This is a genomic window from Microbacterium sp. Soil_N32, from assembly GCF_057655505.1.
This window is the reverse complement of the sequence record NZ_JBDGME010000016.1, coordinates 158062-178692: the sequence shown is the minus strand read 5'-3', so window position 1 is coordinate 178692 and position 20631 is coordinate 158062. Positions and strand designations below refer to the sequence as shown.

Genomic DNA, 20631 nt, shown 5'->3' with positions numbered 1-20631 from the left:
CGAGGGCTGGGAGTGCGGCGCACCCGCCTGGCCTCGGTCTCGAATGACCGCGAACGGGAGCATCACACACTCTCACTGACACTTCGGGCGGCTGACGTCGGAACTCGAGCGGGCAGGGGGACGATCTGCTCGCCTATGCCAGCCAGGACGGAGCGCCCCGCATCCGTGAGACGGATCTCCTTGCGCAGCGCCCCGGTGCGGGGCGCGTTGCGGTCGATCGACGAAAGCAGCCCCTGCTCCTCGAGGCGGCTGATCGTGCGGTAGAGGCCTCGCTCCGTGAGGTTCCACCCGGTCATCCTCATCGTCGCCTCCGCGAGCGCGGCGATCGTGACGGGCTCGGATGCGGCCACCGCGTCGAGCAGGACGGGCGTGAGCATCGCCTTCTTATACGTCTCGACCCATGCGGCCACACGGTGCTCGATCCACTCATCCTCTTCCGAGGGGCGTGACACCTCAGTCCTCCCAGCCGCGCGTGAGGACCGCTCCGGCGAGATGCATCGCAAGGCCGACAGCCCATAGTGAGGTCATCCCGAACGTCAGACCGAACCACGGCGTACGCAGGATCATGTCCGCCGCCGCGTCGTAGCCCTGCGGAGCTTGAGCGAGAACAAAGACGCGGATGGAGGCGTGCAGCATGAACGAGCCGGCAATGGTGACGAACGCGATCGTGTGGGCGACCACGGGCCCGAAACGCACGCGGCCGAGCCGCCGACCATTGAACGACCACCAGACGGCCAGCCCCACGGCTACCGCGGCGAGCAGGATGAGCGCGGCCGGTCCGATGGCTCCTCCTGCGATCGCGATCGCCGCGTGGGTGATAACCATGACCGACAGCAAACCGAGCAGATAGATGCCGAGAACCCGGCGGATGTCTGGGGCGACGTGCGGCTGTGTGATCCTTGTCATGGCGGTACTGTACCACTGGTACACAAGGTTCAGACGCACCTCGCTTCCCACTCTTACGCGCGAACCCGGCGCACCCGGGCGCGGGTCTTCTGCACGATCCAGCACACGACGTAGATCGTGAACGAGAGCGTCGTGATGTACGGGCTCACGGGCAGGGTCCCGGCGAGGGCCAGCAGGATGCCGCCGACCGCCGACACGAGGCCGAACAGCGCCGCGAGCACAGGTACGAGCACGGGCCCGGCGGTCACGCGCATGGCTGCCGCCGCCGGGGTGACGAGCAACGCCATCACCAGCAGGGCGCCGATGATGTGCACGCTCACGGCGACGATGAGGCCGAGCAGCACCATGAACATCAGACTGACGGCGCGGGTGGGCACCCCGCGGGCGGCCGCCGACTCGGGGTCGAGCGAGTCGAACCGCAGCGGGTTCCACATCAGCAGCAGGCCGACGAGCACCACCACGCTGATACCGATGAGCCACCCGAGGTCGGGGCTCGACACCGACACGATCTGCCCGGTGAGCAGGCTGAATCGGTTCGCGGTGCGGCCGTCGTACAGCGACAGGAACAGGATGCCGAGGCCGAGGCCGAACGGCATGAGCACGCCGACGATCGAGTTGCGATCCCGAGCCTTGGCGCCGAGCACACCGATGAGCACCGCTGCGACGAGCGCGCCGGCGAGAGAGCCGAACACGACGCTGCCCCCGAAGAGCAGGGCGGCCGCGGCGCCCGCGAACGACAGCTCGCTCACGCCGTGGACGGCGAAGGCGAGGTCGCGCTGCATCACGAAGACGCCGATCAGACCTCCGACGAGTCCGAGAACCGCTCCGGCGATGATCGAGTTCGACAGCAGCTCGACGAGCGCGCCGTAGTCCTGGAACGAGAAGACGTCGCCCCAGTCGAGCAGCGGCCTCACGCCGCTCCCCCGTGCTCGTGCTCGCCGTGGTCGTGGTGGGGCTCGGCATCCGGCACACCGACGACGACCAGTCGGTCGCCGGCGCGCAGCACGAACACCGGTGTGCCGTAGAGGTCGGTGAGCACCCGCGTCTGCAGTACCTCGTCGGGCGTGCCGAGCAGGAAGCGCCCGCCGGCGATGTAGAGGATGCGGTCGACCCGGCCGAGGATCGGGTTGATGTCGTGGGTGACGAACATCACGGCGGCCTCGCGCTCGCGCCGCTGCCGATCGATGATGTCGGTCACGGCCAGCTGGTTGGCGAGGTCGAGGTTCGACAGCGGCTCGTCGCACAGCAGCAGGGCGGGCTCGTCGGCGAGGGCCTGCCCCACGCGCAGTCGCTGCTGCTCGCCTCCCGACAGCAGGCCGACGCGGCGGTCGGCGAAGTGGCTGGCGCCCACCGATGCGAGCAGGCGGTCGACCTTCGCGCGGTCGCCGCGGTGCGGAACAGGGAAGCCGAAGCGGCTGCCCTGCACACCGAGGGCCACCATGTCGCGCGCCCGCATGCTCGTGTCGGGGGCGAGAGAACGCTGCTGCGGCACGTACCCGATGCGGGAGTTCCCGCGGTGCACGGGCTCACCCGCGACGCGGATGCTGCCGGACGACAACGGCTGCAGGCCCAGGATGCTCCGCAGCAGAGTGGTCTTGCCCGAGCCCGAGGGGCCGAGCACGGCGATGAATTCGCCGGGGTGCACGGTCAGGTCGAGGCCCGACCACAGTTCACGGTCGCCGCGGTGCAGCGAGGCGCCGGCAATCTCGAGCACGGGGCGCGGGGCCTCCGCTCCTCCCGCGCGTGCCAGACCCTGTCGAGGGGCCCGGCTCACGACTGGGTCGCGGCGGCGAGGCTCTGGATCGCGTCACTCATCCACTCAGAGTACGACGATCCGTCGTCGAGCAGCTCCGTGAAGGCCACGACGGGGACGCCCGCGTCCTCCGCGGCCTTCTCGACGCGCTCCGTCTCGGAACCGCCGGTCTGGGCATTGGTCAACAGCGCCGACACCTGGCCGCTGCCGATCACGTCGAGCGCTTCGAGCAGCACGGCGGGAGCGACGTCGGTGCCCTCCTCGACCGACTCGGCGAAGCCCTCGGGCGTGACGTCGGTGAAGCCCGCGGCGGCGGCGAGGTAGCCGGGCAGGGGCTCGGTCATGAAGACGTTCGTGCCCGCGGCATCCGTCTTCATGGCCTCCAGGTCGGCCTCGAAGCCCTCGAGCTCGGTGATGAGGGCGTCGGCGTTCGCGGCGAACTCCTCGGCTTCGTCGGGGTCGAGCTCGGACAGCTCGTCGGAGATCGCCTCGACGACGTGGATCATCGTGTGCGGGTCGAACCACACGTGCTCGTTGAAGCCTTCGATGTGGTCGTGGCCCTCGTGACCGTCCTCACCCTCGGCGTGGTCGTGGCCCTCTTCCTCGGCGTGGTCGTGCTCCTCCTCGGCCGGGGCATCCGTCGCCGAGGCGTCGTCCGCGTGGTCGTGATCCTCGTCCGAGTGACCCTCGTTGCCCGGGTAGTCGTGGGCGTACTCGACGGCGGTGATGACGTGCGCGTCGGAGTCGCCGAGCAGCGAGTCGACGAAGGCGTCGTAGCCGCCGCCGTTCTCGATCACGAGGTCGGCGTCCTGCACGGTGAGCCGGTCGCGGGCACTGGCCTCGTACGAGTGCGGGTCCTGCGTGGCGGAGGTGATGATCGACTCGACCTCGATGCGGTCGCCGCCGATGGTCGCGGCGATGTCGCCGTAGACGTTGGTGCTCGCGACGACGGTGATCTCGCCGTCGTCCTGCCCTTCGCCGGCCGCAGGGGCGGAGCATCCGGCCAGCGTGAGGGCGGCGACGGAGGCGAGACTGAGGACGACGACGGGCTTCTTCATGCCTCCACTGTACGAGCTAATGAGAACCATTATCAAATCGATGCGGGAGGTTCTCCGTCGCCTTTACGCACGAAACGCAGACGCATCGCTCCGGGGTCGGCGTGTCGTCCCTCGACACGCCGACCCCGGCCACGGTGGTCTCCGTTCCGCGCAGGCGTTCCGCCCGGGGAGCCGCGCCTCAGTCGAGCAGACCCTCCGGCGCGAGCCAGGCCGTCGCCTCGCCAGCGAGAGATGTGCCGTTCAGCGGGATGCTCGCGAGCACCACCTCCGATGCGTCCGCACCGAGGTCGAAAGGCTCGGCGCCGAAGTTCGTCACGATCTGCCACCCGTTCGGGCGCACGAAGCGCAGCACGTCGGCGCGGCCGGTCTCGATCCACTCCAGCGACTCCCCCGTCTGCAGCGGATGCCGCAACCGCAACGCCTCGCGATAGAGCGACAGGGTCGACGAGGGGTCGGATGCCTCGACATCCACCGCGTGCTCGGCGAACCAGGCCGGCTGCGGCAGGTGTGCCGGAGCACTGCCGAATCCGAACGAGACGCCGTCCGCGGTCCACGGCAGCGGCACACGGCATCCGTCGCGACCCAGACCGTCGAACTCCGCGCCGCGGAAGAACGCCGGGTCCTGCCGCTCATCGGCGGGGATCTCGGCCACCTCGTGCAGCCCGAGTTCCTCACCCTGGTAGAGGTACGCGCTGCCCGGCAGGCCGAACAGCAGCAGCGATGCGGCGTGCGCGCGCCGCAGTCCGCGGTCGCGGTCGAGCATGTCGGCGGGGCCGCCGGCGGCGACCCACTCGGTGCCCTGCTTGACGGCACGGCCCTGCAGCGGGGCCAGGCCGTATCGCGTGGCATGCCGCGTCACGTCGTGGTTCGAGAGCACCCACGTGGTCGACGACCCGGTGAGCCGCGCCTGCGCGAGGTTGTCGTCGATGATGCCGCGGAACTGCGCGGCGTCGAAGTCGGCCTCGAGCAGGTCGAAGTTGAACGCCTGACCCAGCCCCTCGGCCGACGCGTAGCGCGCGCGTCGCTCGGGGGTGTCGACCCACGCCTCGGCCACGGCCGTGCGCGGCGGGTCGTACTCGTTGAACACCTGGCGCCACTCGGCGTAGATCTCGTGCACCTCATCACGGTCGATGAGCGGATGCAGGCCGGTCGAGCGGTCGATGGCGTCGAGTTCGGCGCGCGAGGGCAGGGGTTCGCTGAGGTCCTTCGTGAGCATGTGCGCGACATCGATGCGGAAACCGTCGACGCCCCGGTCGGACCAGAAGCGCAGGGTCTTCAGGAAGTCCTCGCGCACCTCCGGGTGGTCCCAGTTGAAGTCGGGCTGCTCCTTCGCGAAGTTGTGGAAGTACCACTGGCCGTCGTCGACGCGCTCCCAGGCGCCGCCGCCGAACACCGAGACCCAGTCGGTCGGCGGCTCGGAACCGTCGGGGCCGGTGCCCTCGCGGAAGATGTACCGCTCGCGCGCGGCCGATCCGCGCCCGGCGGCGAGCGCCTCCTGGAACCACGGGTGCTGATCGGACGAGTGGTTCGGCACGATGTCGACGATCACGTGGATGCCGCGGGCGTGCAGTGCCTCGACCATCGCGTCGAAGTCGGCGAGAGTGCCCAGGCGGGGATCGACGTCGCGGTAGTCGGCCACGTCGTAGCCGCCGTCGGCGAGCTCGGAGGGGTAGAACGGGCTCAGCCAGACGGCGTCGATGCCGAGGTCGGCGAGGTAGCCGACCTTCGACACGATGCCGGGGATGTCGCCGAGCCCGTCGCCGTTCGCGTCGGCGAAGCTGCGGGGGTAGATCTGGTAGACGGCGGCCTGCCGCCACCATGCTGCCGTCCGGTCGTCGCGGGTCTCGGTGAGAAGCGCATCGGTCATGAGGGGTGTTGCTCCTTCTTTCCTTGCGGTGGGGGTTCTGCGGGGGCGGTCGCGGGCGGGCGCCGCGGACGGGCCGGCCCGTCGCCGGGCATCCGGTCAGCCCTTGACGGCGCCCTGCGTGACGCCCTCCATGACGAAGCGCTGCGTGAACAGGTACGCCAGGATGGCCGGCGCCATCGCCATGAGGTACGAGGCGAACGCCACGTTGTAGTTGTTGCTGAACTGGTTCTGGAAGAGGTTCTGCCGCACCGGCAGCGTCTGCAACGCCGGGTCGGAGATGATCAGCGACGGCATCATGAAGTCGTTCCAGGCGTAGAGGAAGGCGAAGATGCCGACCGTCGCGCTCATCGGCGCGAGCAGCGGGAAGATCAGCTTCCAGAACGTCTGCCACGTGGTCGCGCCGTCGATGCGGGCGCTCTCCTCGAGCTCGATGGGGATCGACCGCAGGAACGCCGTGAACAGCAGCACGCTGAAGCTCAGCTGGAACATCGTCGCGAGGATGATGACGCCGAACGGGTTGTCGAGTCCGACGCGGCCGGTGAGCTGGATCTGCGGCAGGGCGACCACGGGGAACGGGATGAACATCGCCGCGAGCAGGTAGAAGAACGAGTAGCGGAACAGCCGGCGGTCCCAGTTGCGCACGATCGCGTACGACGCCCACGCCGCGAGCACGATCGTGGCGATCACCGTGCCCGCCGTGACGAGCAGCGAGATACCCGCGCCGACCGGGAACTTCGTGAGGTTCCAGGCCTCGACGAACCCGTCGATGCTGAACGGCGCCGGCAGCGAGAAGGCGTTGCCGTCGACCGCCTGGTTCGTGGTCTTGAACGCCATCGAGAGGGTGACGTACAGCGGGAGCAGCACCGTGACCGTGCAGAGGATCAGGATGATCGTCGCCGACCAGTTGACCCGTTCCATGCGCTCGCGCGGCTTCTTCCCGCCGGTGGCGGTGGTGATGGTCTGCGTCGACATCAGAGTGCGTTCCTTCCGCGCGTCAGCGAGAGCTGGAGGAGCGAGATGAGCACGGCGACGATGAAGAAGATGGTCGCGTTGGCCATCTGGTAGGCGTAGTCGCCGCCGTTGAAGCCCGCGATGATCGTCATTGCGACGCTGCGGGTGGCGGTGCCCGGACCGCCGTTGGTGAGGCCGACGATGATGTCGTAGGCGTTGAGGAAGCCCTTGAACCCGAGGATGACGTTGATCACGACGTAGCCCATGACGAGCGGGACCGTGATGCGGGTGAGCTGCTGCGTCTTGCTCGCCCCGTCGATGCTCGCGGCCTCGTACACCTCGCCGGGAACCGACAGCAGGCCGGCGATGTAGATGAGCAGCGTGCCGGGCACGGCCTGCCACGCGGTGACGATGACGATCGCGACCCATGCGAGGTCGGGGTTGGCGAGCAGGCTCTCCGACAGCCAGGGGATGCCGGTGGCCGCGCCCGCTGCGGGCAGCGAGTTCGAGAACAGGAAGTTGAAGACGTAGGCGATGATGATGCCCGAGATCACCATAGGGATCACGAAGACCGTGCGGAGCGCCGTCTTGAGGCGGATGCGCGAAAGAGGCCGACCGCCAGGAGGAACGCGATCACGTTCACCACGATCACGGTGGCGATCGAGAACCCGAACGTGAAGAGGTAGCTCTGCAGGATCGACGGGTCGCTGAACATCGCGATGTAGTTCGTGAAGCCGTTGAAGCTCCACTCCCCCAACCCGATCGAGTCGGTGAAGCTGAAGAAGATGCCCATGACGCCGGGCACGGTGATCGCGAGGGTGAAGATCACCAGGGTCGGCAGCAGGAACAGGTAGTAGATCGGTTCGACACGGCGCCGGTGGCGGCGCAGCTCGCGCCGACCGCCGGTGACGATGACCGTCGTGCTGTCGCTGGGTGCGGTCGTGGTGCTCATGATGCGGACTCCTCACCCGAGGCGTTGTCCTGGGTGGAGGGGATCGGCGCGCGGAACGCGATGCGTGCCCAGTCGGCGTCCATGGTGCGCAGAGTGGCGTCGGTCGAGGCGCCCAGCACCATGGCCTGCGCGTAGTTGAAGATCGGCAGCGTCTTGGGGACGAGCACCGACGGACCCTGGTAGATCTGCCCGTTCTCGTAGTACTCGATCATCCCCTCGATGCGCGGATCGTCGGGGGCCGGGGCATCCTTCGTCGGCGTGAAGCCGAGCTGCGAGGCGTTGTAGGCCTCGATGTTCTCGGGCAGGAACAGGTACTCGAGGAAGTCGCGCGCCGCCTCCTGATGCGCCGATTCGACCGGGATCATGGCCGCGAGGTCCATGTTCACCCGCACGCCGAGGTCGTCGGGGTCGTCGGTCATCGGCAGCGGGAACGTGCCGAGCGCCAGGTCGGGGGCCGTCTTCGCGATCTCGCTGAACGCCCACGGACCCTGCAGGTACATCGCGGCCTCGCCCTTGCCGAACGCCAGGTTGCCGTCGCCGTAGCCCCGGCTCGGGGCATCCGCGTTGGTGTAGTTCTCGGCGAGCTGCATCATGCGATCCATCGGCTCGGCGAAGTCCTTCTCGAACGACACGGGCGAGTCGGGGCCGACCTCGGCGCCCTCCTCGGCGAGCGCATCGAAGAACTCGATCGTGTCGACCGATCCTCCGGCGGTGTAGTCGTACCAGCCCTGCGCGACGGTCCAGTCGTCTTTGAAGGTGCCGTAGAACGGGTCGATGCCGGCGGCCGTGAGCTGGTCGCACACGGCGATCAGCTCGTCCCAGGTGGTGGGGACCTCGAGTCCCTGCGCCTCGAAGATCTCCTTGTTGTAGATGACGGATGCGGCCATCACCGAGTACGGCAGGGCGCTCGTGCGCCCTTCGCACGATCCGTACTGCTCCATGAGCGGCTGCAGGTCGTCGCGGATGCTCGCGGCCGCATCGGTACCGGAAAGGTCGGTCAGCGCGCAGCGCTGCACGAACCGGGCGACCTCGTAGTTGTAGTTGGCGAGCATGATGTCGGGCGGGTTGCCCCGCACGAAGCTGGCCGAAACGACATCGACGCCCGAGGTGTCGATCTCGACCTTCACGTCGCCCTGCGACGCGTTGTACTCGGCGACGAGCTCGGTCATGAACTCGATCGCCTCGCGCTTGCTGAAGGTGAAGCGGATGGTCTCCGCTCCCGAGCCGGCGGCGCAGCTCGTGAGGGCGGCGCCGACGAGCGTGAGCCCGAGGGCCCCGCCGATCAGCCGCAGCGCGCGTGTTCGTCTCCCAGACACCGTTGTCCTTCCGATTTAGATCCAGCTATTAAATCTAATGAGCGAATTTACTCCGCTGACCGGTACTCTCTCATTCGGACGGCAGGAAGGCAAGAGCAGTGACCGACATCACGACCGGGCTCGGCACCGGACGCGCGAGCGTCGGCGCCGTGCTCGACTTCGCCTGGAACGCCGGCGAGTTCACCGCCACCGACGTGATGGGCGGCACATCGCTCACGCGCTCGACCGCGATCGATGCGATCGACACGCTCGTGGGCGCCGAGGTGCTGCGCGAGCTGCCCAACGCCCGCGTGGCCGGCAGCTACCGCTCCGGGCGCCCGGCCCGCCGCTTCGCCCTCTCGCCCGACCTCGGCGTGGTGGTCGGCATCGACGCGGGCGACACGCATGTCGCCTTCACCGTCGCCGACGTGCTCGACCGCACCCTGGTGCACCATCGTGTCGAGGTCGACCAGACGCAGTCCGCCGCCGCCCGGCGGGCGCTCATCGTCGAGCACCTCGCCGCAGCCATCGACGAATCGGGGGTGCCGCGCGATCGCGTGCTCGCCATCTGCGCGGGCGTCGCCGCGCCGGTCGACCGCAACGGCATCTCGCCTCCCCACCCCGACGGGTTCTGGGAGCGCACCAACCCCGGGCTCGCCGAGGCGCTGGCCGCATGGGCCCCCGTCGTGCAGGTCAAGAACGACGCCCAGCTCGCCGCGATCGCCGAGGGTGCAGTCGGCGCGGCGGTCGGATGCCGCGACTACGTGGCCCTGCTGGCCAGCGAGCGCTACGGCGGCGGTGTCGTCGTCGACGGGCACGTGCTGCACGGGGCGCACGGCGGCGTCGGCGAGGGCGTGGTGTTCGATCACATCATGGGAGTGGGATCGGCCGTCGGTCTGCCGTACGCCGTGCAGGACACGGCGCGGGAGCTCGTCGGCTCGGGCGAGGCGCCGCTCGACGGTGCGCTCGGCCGCCTCGTCGACACCGAGCGCGTCGACCCGCGCCTGGTCCTCACCCTCGCCGCATCGGGCGACGCGGATGCCGTGCTCGTCGCCGACCGGGTGGGAGCCGTGGTCGCGCGCATCGTGGGCGTGCTCGGCAGCATGTACGACCCGGCTCGCGTGATCGTGTGCGGCGCCGTCGCCGAGAGCATCGAGCCCGTGCTCGCCGCCGCCCGCCGCATCCTCCCCGAGGAGCTGCACCTGCCCGCGCCGACGATCGTCGCCTCCGAGCTGGGCGCCGAGGTCGTGTCGGTCGGAGCGGTCGCGACCGCACGGCGCGCCGCCCGCGAGCGCGCGGTGCCGCTGCTCGCCGAACAGCGCCTGAGCGTGCCCGCCTAGACCCCCCACTCCCCTTCCGCGTGGGGGCCCGCTCGCGGCCAGGGTCAGTCGCGGGACTGGGCGACGAAGCGGTCGTCGGTCGCGCGGAGAACCCGGAGGATGTTGCCGGACCAGACCTTGCGGAGATCGGCGTCCGACCAGCCCGCCGCCGACAGGGCCTCGCGCAGGCGCGGGAACCCCGTCACATCTCCCAGCCCCTCCGGGAAGTCGGGGAACCCGTCGAAGTCGCTGCCGATCCCGACGTGGTCGATGCCGGCGACCGCCCGCGCATGTTCGAAGTGCGCCACGACATGCTCGATGCCCACCGCCGGCGGCTCGCCGTCTCGCCCCGCCTCCCACCAGTCGGCCCAATCCCGCGACACGAACACGGGCACGAACGAGACCATGACCACGCCCCCGTTGTCGGGCAGGCGTTCGAGCACGGCATCCCGCACGTTCCGCGGATGCTCCGTCACCGCGCGGCACGACGAGTGGCTGAAGATCACGGGCGAGTCGGTCACGCGCAGCGCGGCATCCATCGTCGCCTCCGAGACGTGCGACAGGTCGACGAGCATCCCGAGCGCGTTCATCTCGCGCACCACCGCCTCACCGAACTCGCTCAGCCCGCCGTGCTCCGGCTCGTCGGTGGCCGAGTCGGCCCACGGGGTGTTGTTGTTGTGGGTCAGTGTCATGTACCGCACACCGAGACGGGCGAGCATCCGCAGCGTCGCGAGGGATCCGCCGATGCTGTGCCCGCCTTCCGCTCCGAGCAGACTGGCGATCCGGCCCTCCGCTCCGGCGCGCTCGACGTCGGCCGCGGTGCGCGCGAGCGCGAGCCGGTCGGGGTAGCGCCGCACCAGCCGGTACACGTAGTCGATCTGTTCGAGCGTGTACTGCACGGCATCCACACCCGGTTCGTCTTCGGCGTAGACCGACCAGAACTGGCCGAGCACCCCGCCCTGCCGCATGCGCGGCAGATCGGTCTGGAACGGCGCCGGCGTCTGCGCATCGAGCCCCTCCACCGAGTACGCGGCGAGGTTCCGCGCCGCCCACGGCAGATCGTTGTGTCCGTCGATGAGTCCGTCCCGCGCAGCATCCGTCATAGGTCGAGGCTAGAGGCACCTCGCTGCCGGGCGACATAATCGATCCGTGCCAGAACCCGAGCCGCGGCCGTCGCCGTCGTCGATCGAGCTGCTCTTCGACCCCGCCGCAGAGGCCGCGGTGCGGGCCGAGTGGGAGGCTCTCGCCGCCCGTGGAATGTCGAGCCTCGGTCGGCACACCTCGCCCACCAACCGCCCGCACCTCACCCTGCTGGCGCGCGTCGATCTCAGCGATCTCGATACCGACGCCTTCGCGCGAACGGCGCCGATCCCCCTCACGCTCGGGGCCCCCGTGCTGTTCGGCGCCGGCGACCGCCGCGTGCTCGCTCGCAGTGTCGTGCCCACCCCCGAGCTGCTCGCCCTCCATGCGTCGGCGCATCGTGCCGCAGGGCCGGGGGCGGATGCTCCGCACACCGCGCCGGGCGAATGGACCCCGCACGTGACCCTCGCTCGCCGCCTGCGCCTCGCCGACCTCGAGGCGGCGCTCGACCTCATCGGCGGGGACATCGCCGCCGAGGTCGTGGGCGTGCGGAGGTGGGATCCGGCGACCGCGACCGTGACGATGATCGGCGCTTTCCGACCGTAAGGTCGCCGATCCGACGCGGTCGTCTCCGCCGACGAGTTGACCTTGACGCGACGGCAATGTCTACCGTCGGATGACATGACCGTCACCGTGATCGACAGTGCTTCCGCGACCGCCCGCATCCTCGATGCCGCCCCGTCGGAGCGCCCCGACCTCGTCCGCGAGATGTGGGCGCCGATGGCGGGCATGTACCACTTCGTCCCCGGCGGCCTCGACCTCGTCGATGCGCACCGCCAGAGCTTCGGGTTCGATGTCGAGCATCCCTCGGCCGACGTGCGCGCGGGCCTCGATGCCCTCGTCCGCGCCGACGCGTGGCGCCGCATCGCGTCGGCGCTGCACTCCGGCATCGACGCTCTGCGGCGAGCCGACCCCGGCATCCTCGTTCCCGATCTGACCGTGCTCGTGATCGTGGGCGACCCGGCCAACGTGCATTTCGTCGACGAGGTGCAGGGGCTGTCCGGGTTCGGCGGGATCAGCGGATACATCGTCCTCACCCTGTGGCCGACCGCCCGGGTGCTCGACCGGCTCGAAGCCATCGCCGTGCACGAGCTGCATCACAACGTGCGGTACTCCCCCGGAGGCGTCGTCTGGGATCCCGCCACGGTCACGGTCGGCGAGCACGTGATCTCCGAGGGACTCGCCGACGTGTTCGCCGCCGAGCTCTACGGCGCGGCGGGCTATACGCACTTCGTCTCGCCCGAGACGCGCGCCGACGACCGCGTCCTCGCCAGGGTCGCCACCGGACTCGACGTCACGGGCATGCAGGATTTCGCCGCCTGGGTGCTCGGCGACGCCACCGCGCGCCTGTTCGGCGGCGTCCCGCTCGGACTCCCGACCGGCGCGGGCTACGCGGCGGGTGCGCGCCTCGTCGAGGCGTACCGTGAGGAGACCGGACGCACGGCGGCGGAGTCCGTGCATACGCCGGCCGCCGAGATCCTGTCCGTCGCCCTGGCCCGCCTGGGGCTCGCCCCGTCCGCCGACTGAACGGAGATCGCATGGAGTGGACCGTCTCCGAGCTGGCCGACCGTGCGGGGATCAGCGGTCGTACCCTGCGCCACTACGACCGCATCGGACTGCTGCCGCCCGATCGCGTCGGTGCGAACGGGTACCGCTACAGCGAATCAGCGAGCAGCTCCACCCGCGGGGCTGGAGGATGGCCCGTCCGGCCACCCAGACGAGAGCATCGCCGGAATTGCTCGAGGTCCCTTACGTTCCATCTCACAGCCGCCCAACCCGGCATCCCTGCAAACACCGGGATCAACTATGTCGTTTTGGATCGACTTCGCTGAGTTGGTTCAACTTCGTATGAAGAAAAAGCACCTTCAGCGACGTCTCATATCAGTCGACGAGCAGCGCGGGCTCCTCGAGCACCGAGGCCACATCCGCGATGAAGCGGCTCATCGCGTCGCCGTCGACCACGCGGTGGTCGAACGAGCCGGCGACCGTCGTCACCCAGCGGGGACGCACCTCGCCGTCGACGACCCACGGCTTCTGACTGATCGTGCCCATCGCGAGGATGCCGGCCTGACCCGGGTTGATGATCGGGGTGCCCGCATCCATCCCGAACACGCCGATGTTGGTGATCGTGAAGGTGCCGCCCTGCTGGTCGGCCGGCGTCGTCTTGCCGTCGCGGGCCGTGAGGGTCAGGCGGTTGAGGGCGCGGGCGAGGTCCTTCATGCCGAGGTCCTGCGCGTCCTTGATGTTCGGCACGAGCAGGCCGCGCGGCGTGGCGGCCGCGATGCCGAGGTTGACGTAGTGGCGCACGGCGATCTCGGGGCCGTTCTCGGTCTCGACCCACGCGGCGTTGATCATCGGGGTGCGACGGGCGGCCCAGATCACGGCGCGCGCGACGATCAGCAGCGGCGACACCTTGATGTCGGCGTACTCGGGTGCGGCCTTGAGGCGCTTCACGAGCTCCATCGTGCGGGTGGCGTCGACGTCTTTCCAGACGGTGACGTGCGGGGCGGAGTAGGCGCTCTGCACCATCGCCGACGAGGTCGCCTTGCGCACGCCCTTGACGGGGATCGACTCGGTGCGCTCGGCGTCGGAGGCGGATGCCTGCACCGGCGCGACTCCGCGGGCGAGGCCGACCGGCGCGGTCTGCGGTGCGGGCACGGTCTCCTCGCGCACGGCACCCCAGTCGGGCGTCTCGATGTTGCGGAAGACGCTCGCCTGCGACGCCTGCTTCATCACGTCGTCCCGGGTCACCTCGCCGTCGGCCCCCGTTGGGGTGACCGCGGTGAGGTCGACGCCGAGATCGCGGGCGAGCTTGCGGATCGGGGGCTTGGCGATGACGCCCACCGACGAGCGCACCGGACGCTCGGCCGGGCGCTTGCGCCGCGAGGTCGCCCCGCCGCCGCTGCCGTAGCCGACGAGCACCGACCCTCCGCCCTCCTCGGGCGCGGGGGCCTCGGCGGTGACGACCTTGCCGGGACCGGCGTCGTCACGGGCATCCGACACGAACGTGATGATCGGGGTGCCGACCTCGACCGTCGCGCCCTCGGCGACGAGCAGCTCGGCGACCGTGCCTGCGTGCGGCGACGGCAGCTCGACGAGCGACTTCGCCGTCTCGATCTCGCAGATGACGTCGTTGATCGCGACGGTGTCACCCGGAGCGACCTTCCAGGTGACGATCTCGGCTTCGGTCAGGCCCTCCCCGACGTCGGGGAGGGTGAAGTTCTGCGTGCTCATCTGCGATCCTTCCGGAACGTGTCAGTAGGCGAGGGAACGGTCGACGGCTTCCAGGATGCGATCGGCATCCGGCAGGTACTGGCCTTCGAGCTTGGCGGGCGGGAACGGCGTGTCGAAGCCCGAGACCCGCAGCACCGGCGCCTCGAGCGCGTAGAACGCGCGCTCCATGACGGTCGCGGCGACCTCGCTGCCGATGCTGACGAAGCCCTGGGCCTCCTGTGCGTAGACCATGCGGCCGGTCTTGCGCACCGACCCGAGGATCGGCTCGTAGTCGATCGGCGACAGCGAGCGCAGGTCGACGACCTCGCAGCTCGTGCCCTCCGACTCGGCGAGCGCGGCGGCCTGCAGCAGCGTCGTCACCATGGCGCCGTGGCCGACGAGGGTGACGTCGGTGCCGGTGCGCACGACGCGGGTCGCGTGTAGCGGGGCGGCGGAGGCATCGAGCTCGACCTCGCCCTTGGGCCAGTAGCGGCTCTTGGGCTCCATGAAGATCACGGGGTCGTTCGAGGCGATGGCCTCCTGGATCATCCAATAGGCGTCGTTCGGGGTCGACGGCGACACGACCCGCAGACCCGGCGTGTGCGCAAAGTAGGCCTCGGGGCTCTCCTGGTGGTGCTCGACCGCGCCGATGTGCCCGCCGTAGGGGATGCGGATGACGATCGGCAGGCTCAGCGACCCCTCGTGGCGGTTGGTGAGCTTCGCGAGCTGTGTGGTGATCTGGTCGAACGCCGGGAAGACGAAGCCGTCGAACTGGATCTCGACCACGGGACGGAAACCGGCCATCGCGAGACCGATCGCGGTGCCGACGATGCCCGACTCGGCGAGCGGGGTGTCGAGCACGCGCTGCTCGCCGAAGTCGCGCTGCAGGTGCTCGGTCACGCGGAAGACGCCGCCGAGCTTGCCGATGTCCTCGCCCATGAGCAGGACTTTGGCGTCGTCCTCCATCGCCTTGCGCAGACCGGCGTTCAAGGCCTTGCTGAACGGCATCGTCTCGAGGGTCACTGCGCTCCTCCTTCGAACGACGCCTCGTAGCGCGCGAGCCATTCCTTCTGCTCGGCGATCAGCGGATGCGGTTCGCTGTAGACGTGGTCGAACATGCGGCTCACGGGCGGCGGGCCGAGCTCGACCGTGCGGGCACGGAGGTCTTCGGCCGCGTCCGCCGCCTCGGCGTCGACCTCGTCGAAGAACGACGCCGCGGCGCCGCGGCTCTCGAGGTAGGCGCGCATGCGGGCGATCGGGTCGCGCTGCGCCCACGACTGCTCCTCGTCGCTGCCGCGGTACTTCGTGGGGTCGTCGCTCGTGGTGTGCGCGCCGAGGCGGTAGGTGACGGCCTCGATGGCGCGCGGCCCCTGGCCGGTGCGCGCCTCGTCGAGGGCGGTGCGCGAGACGGCGTAGCTGGCGAGCACGTCGTTGCCGTCGATGCGCACGCTCGGGATGCCGTAGCCGGCGCTGCGCTGCACGAGCGGCACGCGCGACTGGGTCGTCACCGGCACCGAGATCGCCCAGTGGTTGTTCTGCAGGAAGAAGACCGTCGGCGCCTGGTAGCTCGCGGCGAAGACCATCGCCTCGTGCACGTCGCCCTGGCTCGACGCCCCGTCGCCGTAGTAGACGATGACGGCCTCGTCGCGCTCGACGTCGCCCGTGCCGGAGCGCCCGTCGAACGACAGGCCCATCGCGTAGCCCGCGGCGTGCAGCGTCTGCGAGCCGAGCACGAGCGTGTAGAGACGGGTGTTGCCGTTCTTGGGGTCGGTCGGGTCCCAGCCGCCGTGCGAGACGCCCCGCATGAGCGTGATGATGTCGAGCGGGTCGACGCCGCGGATGCGGGTCACGACGTGCTCGCGGTACGACGGGAAGATGGTGTCCTGCGCGCGGGCGGCGCGGGCCGAGCCGACCTGCGCGGCCTCCTGCCCGCGGCTCGGCGGCCAGAGGGCCAGCTGTCCCTGCCGCTGCAGGTTGGTGGCCTGGGTGTCGATGGCGCGGATGCCGACCATGTCGCGGTAGAACTGCTCGAGCTCGGCGTCGCCGATCGCCTCGATCAGCGGCAGGTATCGCTCGGCGGCGGGACTGGGCGCGAATCGGCCGTCCGCCTCCAGGACGCGGACGATTTCGTTCTCTGGCGAGCTCACCGTTCCACGCTATCCGAGGAACTCCGCCTAGGGCTGGAGGGTGCGCACAACGGATTCCGCGACCTGTAGGACCTTGTCCACCGACTCATGCTCGCCCACGGATATGCGGATGCCGTCGCCCGGGAAAGGCCGCACGACGATGTCGCCGGCCACGAACGCGGCGGCGACCTCTTCGGTGCGCGCACCGGCCGGGAGCCACACGAAGTTGCCCTGCGCATCGGGCACCTCCCAGCCCTGGGCGCGCAGTCCGTCGGCGAGGCGCGTGCGGCGCTCGACGATCTCGGCGACGCGCTCGAGCAGCTCGGGCTCGGCGTCGAGGCTGGCGATCGCCGCGTTCTCGGCCGCCGACGTGACCGACAGCGGGATGCCGGTGGTGCGGGCCGCATCGAGCACCTTCTCGTGACCGATGGCGTAGCCCACGCGCAGACCGGCGAGCCCGTAGGCCTTCGAGAACGTGCGGAGCACGACCACGTTCGGGTGCTGCTCGAAGATGCGCTCGGCGAGGCCGTCGACGGCGTCGGGCGCGGTGACGAACTCGGCGTACGCCTCGTCGAGGATGATGAGCACGTCGGCCGGGACGCGTGCGACGAACGCCGCGAACTCGGCGCTGGTGATGACCGGTCCGGTGGGGTTGTTCGGGGTGCAGACGAGGATGGCGCGGGTGTGGTCGGTCACGGCATCCGCCATGGCGTCGAGGTCGTGACGAGCACCCTCGGCGAGCGGCACCGGCACGCCGGTGGCCCCCGCGACGAGCGGCAGGCTGGGGTACGCCTCGAACGAGCGCCACGCGTAGATCACCTCGTCGTCGACGGATGCCGTGGCGAGCACGAGCTGGTGCAGGATCGACACGCTGCCGGCCGCCACGTGGACCTGATCGGGGGTGACGCCGTAGCGCGCGCCGAGACGCTCGCGCAGACGCAGCGCGGTGGCATCGGGATAGCGGTTGATCGGCGTGATGCGCTGCATCGCCTCGACCACCGACGGCAGCGGGTCGAACGGGTTCTCGTTGCTCGACAGCTTGAACGCGTCGGGCCCCGCCTGCTTGCCCTGCCGGTACGGCGCGAGCGCGGCGATGGCGGGACGGATGCGCGGGAGGATGTGGTCGGTCACGAGCACGAGTCTACGATCGTCGGCGGCGGGACGCGGTGGGTCGCGGGACCGCCGCTGGAGAAGAGCCCCGCACCCTGGTGGGCTCCAAGGGTCGTTGGTACCATTGTGGTATGGCTATGACGGTTCGACTCCCCAAAGAGCTTGACGAGCAGCTCGAAGAAATCGCTCGCTCGCGACATGTCTCGAAGCATGCGGTCATCATCGAGGCCGCATCTCGATTCGCACGCGACTCCTCTCGCGCGGCTCAGGTCGATGCCGCCGTCGATTTCGTTCTCGACAACGACCGCGACCTGCTTCAGCGGCTTGAAGACGCATGACCGAATTCCTCACGCTCGAAGACGGCTTGAGGATCGTCGAACGCTTCGGTTTCCATGTCCGTGATGCCGGTCTCCTCTCGTCGGCGCTCGCGCGTCCTGCCGCTTCCTTGTTCGGGGAGGACGCGTACCCCACGATCGATCGCAAAGCCGCCGCGATGCTGGAATCCCTCTGCAAGAACCACCCGCTCTTCGACGGCAATAAGAGGACGGCGTGGACGACGATGGTCGCCTTCCTCTGGATCAACGGGTGGAAGCATGACTTCTCGACCGACGATGCTTTCGGTCTCGTCATCGGCATCGCGGAGGGCTCCGTCGATCTCGACGAGGCCGAGCAGCGCATTCGAGCGCATCGCATCCCTCTGACGCCGTAGGTTGCCCGCGACCCGACCGTCGACCGGCGGCGTCCCCCTGACAAGCGGCGACGCGCGTGGGAGGATGAGCGCATCATGCGCTTCATCATCCGAGTCGTCGTCAACGCGTTCGCCCTGTGGGTCGTCACGCTGATCCCCGTGCTGCAGGTGAGCGTGATCGCGTTCCCGCCCGGAGGCGATCTGCAGCTCGTGCTCACGCTGCTCGCCGTCGCGGCGATCTTCGCGCTCGTGAACACCATCATCGGCACGGTGGTGAAGATCGTGGCGTTCCCGCTGTACATCCTCACCCTCGGCCTCATCGGTTTCGTCATCAACGGCTTCCTGCTGTGGCTGACCGCCGCGATCACCAGCGGCTTCGGGTGGGGCCTGCGCGTCGAGCACTTCTGGTGGGGTGTCGTCGCGGCTCTGCTCATCTCGATCATCAACGGCGTCTTCGGCTTCATCCTGCGTCCGCAGCGCAAGCGCCCGCGCCGCGACTGACGCGCGGCGAGTGGCGCCGGCTGCTCCGCCTGCTGCGCCTGGTGCGCCTGGTGCGCCTGGTGCGCCTGGTGCGCGTCGCTCTGTGCCGCGCCTCAGTAGACATCGCGTCCCCGTCCACCCGGGTCGCCACCGTCTGGCTCGAGTCCCGGCGCCAGGGTCTGCTCAGGCATGATGCGCTCGGCGTGGTACTCGACCGAGGTCACCGACTCGGCCTCGGAGAGCTCGGCCCAGAGCGGGTCGAGGCCGTGCGCTCGCCGGTCGCCCGACGCCTCGAACATCTCGGCGGTCTCGATGTAGTTCTCGATGCGATGCGGCTCGAGCAGCAGGTCGTGCAAACCGGGAGTCGGATCGGCGACCCGTTCCACCGTGACACTGTCGGGCGACCCGGTGCCGCCGGGCGACCCGCCGGCGGCGAGCGACGACACGACGTCGTCGGTGTGGCGCAGCTGCACGAGGGTCTGGGAATCGCTGAGCGTGGGCTCGAGCGGGCTGCCCGCGGTGATCTGCACCCCGACGTCGTAGGTGCCGTCCATCGCGAAGTACGACGCGATTGCGCCGCCCTGCGAGTACCCGACGACGTCTACCCTCTCGCCCGGCTTCGCCCCGGCGAGCTTCAGCGCATCGAGGGTCGACTGATACGACGCCGATCTGCGCCCGGAGTACAGCTCGACGTTCGACTTCATGTCCCACGGGTTCGATCCGCCGGCCGCGAGCGACTGCGTGCCCTTGATGTAGGCGACGTGCCGATGCGTGCCGTCGCTCATCGCATAGGTCTCGACCTTCACCTGCGCTCCCGCCGCACTGGGGAACCGGCGGAGCGCATCGGGCAGCGACGTCGGCGGGCCCGCGGGGGTCGTCGTCCGTACCGGGGTGACCAGCACGGGATCGGCGGAGCCGGACAAGCGCGTCCCCCGCGCGATGACGCCGGCGCCGATCAAGGCCGCACTGCCGCCGATCGAGCCGAACACCGACCCCCATCCGCCCGCGGACGGATCGACCTGCCGGTCGAGACCCTCGAAACGGCCGACGACCCACTCCAGACGCAGCCGGTCGACGAGGGGCTGGATCTGCGGATCCGAGGCGGCGAGCGCATCCGCACGCGCACGCAGGTCGGCCGCGGCGGCCGCATCGCTCGCTTCGAGGGCCCGGGCCTGCGCATGCAGCTCGACGACCTCGTACGCGTCGGACATCAGCAGCACGGCGGCCGCGTCCGCCTCGATATCGCCGGCCAGCGTGCGCAGCGCCGTCGCGTCGGCGGCGAGCGCCGAGTACCCGACCCACTCGCGCCCGGGTATGGAGAGGGTCAGTTCGAGATGCGCCGCCACGACATTCCCCTCGGTATCCCTCATCGACGCGGCGGCCGAGAGCATCCGCGTTCCGATGTCGCGCAGCACCTCGGTATCGACGGCGATCGCGCCCCCGTAGTGCACATCGACGCCGTCGCTCATGCCGGCGCCTCGGTCTCCCACTCGTGCACGCGCTCGCGCAGCGCCGACAGAACCGACGCCGCCCGCTCACGGAAGTCGAGCAGCGCCTCGTGCAGGGCGCGAAGGCCGTCCGACGACCACTGCGTCTCGGCGGGGAGCGGCGTGAGCACCGCGGTCGCCGTCTCGGCGGGGAACAGCGCGCCGCGAAGGTAGACGCCCGTCTGCGCCCACCTTTCGGCGTCGTCAGGGGTCCAGGTGTCGGGAGTGAGTGAGGTGATCGCGAAGGTCATACGGCAAGCATCCGTGCCGGGAGAAGGTCGGCGCG

General features: G+C 69.8%; 22 protein-coding genes and 1 pseudogene. 7 read left to right on the top strand and 16 right to left on the bottom strand.

Features of this window, described 5'->3' with window-relative positions:
* Window positions 1-62: 62 nt before the first annotated feature.
* The 9 genes and pseudogenes from AC3A3J_RS05010 to AC3A3J_RS04970 form a co-directional block, all read right to left on the bottom strand.
* A complete protein-coding gene (locus tag AC3A3J_RS05010; RefSeq protein WP_487671223.1) occupies window positions 63-452 on the bottom strand; it encodes a PadR family transcriptional regulator in 390 nt (129 codons plus the stop codon).
* Window position 453: 1 nt separating this feature from the next.
* A complete protein-coding gene (locus AC3A3J_RS05005; protein ID WP_487671222.1) occupies window positions 454-906 on the bottom strand; it encodes a hypothetical protein in 453 nt (150 codons plus the stop codon).
* A 53-nt stretch (window positions 907-959) separates the two neighbouring features.
* The gene (locus AC3A3J_RS05000; RefSeq protein WP_487671290.1) at window positions 960-1811 is read right to left on the bottom strand and encodes a metal ABC transporter permease; all 852 of its coding nucleotides are present in this window, start codon (window positions 1809-1811) and stop codon (window positions 960-962) included.
* Between the two features lie 5 nt (window positions 1812-1816).
* Window positions 1817-2620 carry a metal ABC transporter ATP-binding protein gene (locus AC3A3J_RS04995; RefSeq protein ID WP_487671221.1) on the bottom strand — a complete coding sequence of 268 codons (804 nt, stop codon included), beginning with the start codon at window positions 2618-2620 and terminating at the stop codon, window positions 1817-1819.
* 56 nt (window positions 2621-2676) lie between these two features.
* Complete coding sequence (locus AC3A3J_RS04990; protein WP_487671220.1) at window positions 2677-3717, bottom strand: metal ABC transporter solute-binding protein, Zn/Mn family; 1041 nt, start codon at window positions 3715-3717, stop codon at window positions 2677-2679.
* Window positions 3718-3895: 178 nt separating this feature from the next.
* On the bottom strand, window positions 3896-5584 hold the full coding sequence (locus AC3A3J_RS04985) for a glycoside hydrolase family 13 protein (RefSeq protein WP_487671219.1): 1689 nt from the start codon (window positions 5582-5584) through the stop codon (window positions 3896-3898).
* 96 nt (window positions 5585-5680) lie between these two features.
* A complete protein-coding gene (locus AC3A3J_RS04980; protein WP_487671218.1) occupies window positions 5681-6556 on the bottom strand; it encodes a carbohydrate ABC transporter permease in 876 nt (291 codons plus the stop codon).
* Window positions 6556-7487, bottom strand: a pseudogene (locus AC3A3J_RS04975) (carbohydrate ABC transporter permease). Before AC3A3J_RS04975 ends, AC3A3J_RS04980 begins: the two are co-directional and overlap by 1 nt.
* Window positions 7484-8803, bottom strand: coding sequence for an ABC transporter substrate-binding protein (locus tag AC3A3J_RS04970; RefSeq protein ID WP_487671217.1), 1320 nt, complete (start codon window positions 8801-8803; stop codon window positions 7484-7486). Before AC3A3J_RS04970 ends, AC3A3J_RS04975 begins: the two are co-directional and overlap by 4 nt.
* Before the next feature lie 98 nt (window positions 8804-8901).
* Here AC3A3J_RS04970 and AC3A3J_RS04965 point away from each other — a divergent pair, with 98 nt between their 5' ends.
* A complete protein-coding gene (locus AC3A3J_RS04965; RefSeq protein ID WP_487671216.1) occupies window positions 8902-10122 on the top strand; it encodes an ROK family protein in 1221 nt (406 codons plus the stop codon).
* Between the two features lie 44 nt (window positions 10123-10166).
* On the opposite strand, the gene AC3A3J_RS04960 is transcribed toward AC3A3J_RS04965, so the two are convergent.
* Window positions 10167-11204 carry a dipeptidase gene (locus AC3A3J_RS04960; protein WP_487671215.1) on the bottom strand — a complete coding sequence of 346 codons (1038 nt, stop codon included), beginning with the start codon at window positions 11202-11204 and terminating at the stop codon, window positions 10167-10169.
* 46 nt (window positions 11205-11250) lie between these two features.
* Here AC3A3J_RS04960 and AC3A3J_RS04955 point away from each other — a divergent pair, with 46 nt between their 5' ends.
* The 3 genes from AC3A3J_RS04955 (at window position 11251) to AC3A3J_RS04945 (ending at window position 13073) form a co-directional block, all read left to right on the top strand.
* Window positions 11251-11787 carry a 2'-5' RNA ligase family protein gene (locus AC3A3J_RS04955; RefSeq protein WP_487671214.1) on the top strand — a complete coding sequence of 179 codons (537 nt, stop codon included), beginning with the start codon at window positions 11251-11253 and terminating at the stop codon, window positions 11785-11787.
* A 75-nt stretch (window positions 11788-11862) separates the two neighbouring features.
* Window positions 11863-12768, top strand: coding sequence for a DUF2268 domain-containing putative Zn-dependent protease (locus tag AC3A3J_RS04950; RefSeq protein ID WP_487671213.1), 906 nt, complete (start codon window positions 11863-11865; stop codon window positions 12766-12768).
* Between the two features lie 11 nt (window positions 12769-12779).
* A complete protein-coding gene (locus AC3A3J_RS04945; protein ID WP_487671212.1) occupies window positions 12780-13073 on the top strand; it encodes a MerR family DNA-binding transcriptional regulator in 294 nt (97 codons plus the stop codon).
* 49 nt (window positions 13074-13122) lie between these two features.
* Here the strand turns inward: AC3A3J_RS04945 and AC3A3J_RS04940 are convergent, their stop codons facing one another.
* Genes AC3A3J_RS04940 through AC3A3J_RS04925 form a run of 4 tightly spaced genes read right to left on the bottom strand, consistent with a single transcriptional unit; the run spans window position 13123 to window position 17711 of the window.
* Window positions 13123-14475, bottom strand: coding sequence for a dihydrolipoamide acetyltransferase family protein (locus AC3A3J_RS04940; RefSeq protein WP_487671211.1), 1353 nt, complete (start codon window positions 14473-14475; stop codon window positions 13123-13125).
* Window positions 14476-14496: 21 nt separating this feature from the next.
* Window positions 14497-15519 (bottom strand): alpha-ketoacid dehydrogenase subunit beta, encoded by a 1023-nt coding sequence (locus AC3A3J_RS04935; RefSeq protein ID WP_487671210.1) that lies wholly within the window; start codon window positions 15517-15519, stop codon window positions 14497-14499.
* A complete protein-coding gene (locus AC3A3J_RS04930) occupies window positions 15474-16601 on the bottom strand; it encodes a thiamine pyrophosphate-dependent dehydrogenase E1 component subunit alpha (RefSeq protein ID WP_487671209.1) in 1128 nt (375 codons plus the stop codon). The genes AC3A3J_RS04935 and AC3A3J_RS04930 overlap by 46 nt, the downstream gene beginning before the upstream one ends.
* Before the next feature lie 27 nt (window positions 16602-16628).
* Entirely contained in the window at window positions 16629-17711 is a 1083-nt protein-coding gene (locus AC3A3J_RS04925) for a histidinol-phosphate transaminase (protein WP_487671208.1), read from the bottom strand.
* Window positions 17712-17821: 110 nt separating this feature from the next.
* Between AC3A3J_RS04925 and AC3A3J_RS04920 the strand changes: the two genes are divergently transcribed.
* From AC3A3J_RS04920 to AC3A3J_RS04910, 3 genes are all read left to right on the top strand, one after another.
* A complete protein-coding gene (locus AC3A3J_RS04920) occupies window positions 17822-18028 on the top strand; it encodes a ribbon-helix-helix protein, CopG family (RefSeq protein WP_487671207.1) in 207 nt (68 codons plus the stop codon).
* Entirely contained in the window at window positions 18025-18399 is a 375-nt protein-coding gene (locus AC3A3J_RS04915; protein WP_487671206.1) for a type II toxin-antitoxin system death-on-curing family toxin, read from the top strand. Before AC3A3J_RS04920 ends, AC3A3J_RS04915 begins: the two co-directional genes overlap by 4 nt.
* A gap of 75 nt (window positions 18400-18474) precedes the next feature.
* Complete coding sequence (locus AC3A3J_RS04910) at window positions 18475-18879, top strand: phage holin family protein (RefSeq protein ID WP_487671205.1); 405 nt, start codon at window positions 18475-18477, stop codon at window positions 18877-18879.
* 92 nt (window positions 18880-18971) lie between these two features.
* Here AC3A3J_RS04910 and AC3A3J_RS04905 read toward each other — a convergent pair whose 3' ends face one another.
* Together AC3A3J_RS04905 and AC3A3J_RS04900 are read right to left on the bottom strand one after the other, a co-directional pair.
* Window positions 18972-20327, bottom strand: a complete 1356-nt coding sequence (locus tag AC3A3J_RS04905; protein WP_487671204.1) for a hypothetical protein — start codon at window positions 20325-20327, stop codon at window positions 18972-18974.
* Complete coding sequence (locus tag AC3A3J_RS04900; RefSeq protein ID WP_487671203.1) at window positions 20324-20596, bottom strand: hypothetical protein; 273 nt, start codon at window positions 20594-20596, stop codon at window positions 20324-20326. Before AC3A3J_RS04900 ends, AC3A3J_RS04905 begins: the two co-directional genes overlap by 4 nt.
* Window positions 20597-20631: the final 35 nt, after the last annotated feature.

Excerpts from the sequence above, each read along its gene's own strand:
- AC3A3J_RS05005 (WP_487671222.1), bottom strand. The coding sequence starts at position 906 with ATGACAAGGATCACACAGCCGCACGTCGCCCCAGACATCCGCCGGGTT.
- AC3A3J_RS04990 (WP_487671220.1), bottom strand. The coding sequence starts at position 3,717 with ATGAAGAAGCCCGTCGTCGTCCTCAGTCTCGCCTCCGTCGCCGCCCTC.
- AC3A3J_RS04985 (WP_487671219.1), bottom strand. The coding sequence starts at position 5,584 with ATGACCGATGCGCTTCTCACCGAGACCCGCGACGACCGGACGGCAGCA.
- AC3A3J_RS04980 (WP_487671218.1), bottom strand. The coding sequence starts at position 6,556 with ATGTCGACGCAGACCATCACCACCGCCACCGGCGGGAAGAAGCCGCGC.
- AC3A3J_RS04960 (WP_487671215.1), bottom strand. The coding sequence starts at position 11,204 with ATGACGGATGCTGCGCGGGACGGACTCATCGACGGACACAACGATCTG.
- AC3A3J_RS04950 (WP_487671213.1), top strand. The coding sequence starts at position 11,863 with ATGACCGTCACCGTGATCGACAGTGCTTCCGCGACCGCCCGCATCCTC.
- AC3A3J_RS04945 (WP_487671212.1), top strand. The coding sequence starts at position 12,780 with ATGGAGTGGACCGTCTCCGAGCTGGCCGACCGTGCGGGGATCAGCGGT.
- AC3A3J_RS04940 (WP_487671211.1), bottom strand. The coding sequence starts at position 14,475 with ATGAGCACGCAGAACTTCACCCTCCCCGACGTCGGGGAGGGCCTGACC.
- AC3A3J_RS04935 (WP_487671210.1), bottom strand. The coding sequence starts at position 15,519 with ATGGCTCGCGCGCTACGAGGCGTCGTTCGAAGGAGGAGCGCAGTGACC.
- AC3A3J_RS04920 (WP_487671207.1), top strand. The coding sequence starts at position 17,822 with ATGGCTATGACGGTTCGACTCCCCAAAGAGCTTGACGAGCAGCTCGAA.
- AC3A3J_RS04915 (WP_487671206.1), top strand. The coding sequence starts at position 18,025 with ATGACCGAATTCCTCACGCTCGAAGACGGCTTGAGGATCGTCGAACGC.
- AC3A3J_RS04910 (WP_487671205.1), top strand. The coding sequence starts at position 18,475 with ATGCGCTTCATCATCCGAGTCGTCGTCAACGCGTTCGCCCTGTGGGTC.
- AC3A3J_RS04905 (WP_487671204.1), bottom strand. The coding sequence starts at position 20,327 with ATGAGCGACGGCGTCGATGTGCACTACGGGGGCGCGATCGCCGTCGAT.
- AC3A3J_RS04900 (WP_487671203.1), bottom strand. The coding sequence starts at position 20,596 with ATGACCTTCGCGATCACCTCACTCACTCCCGACACCTGGACCCCTGAC.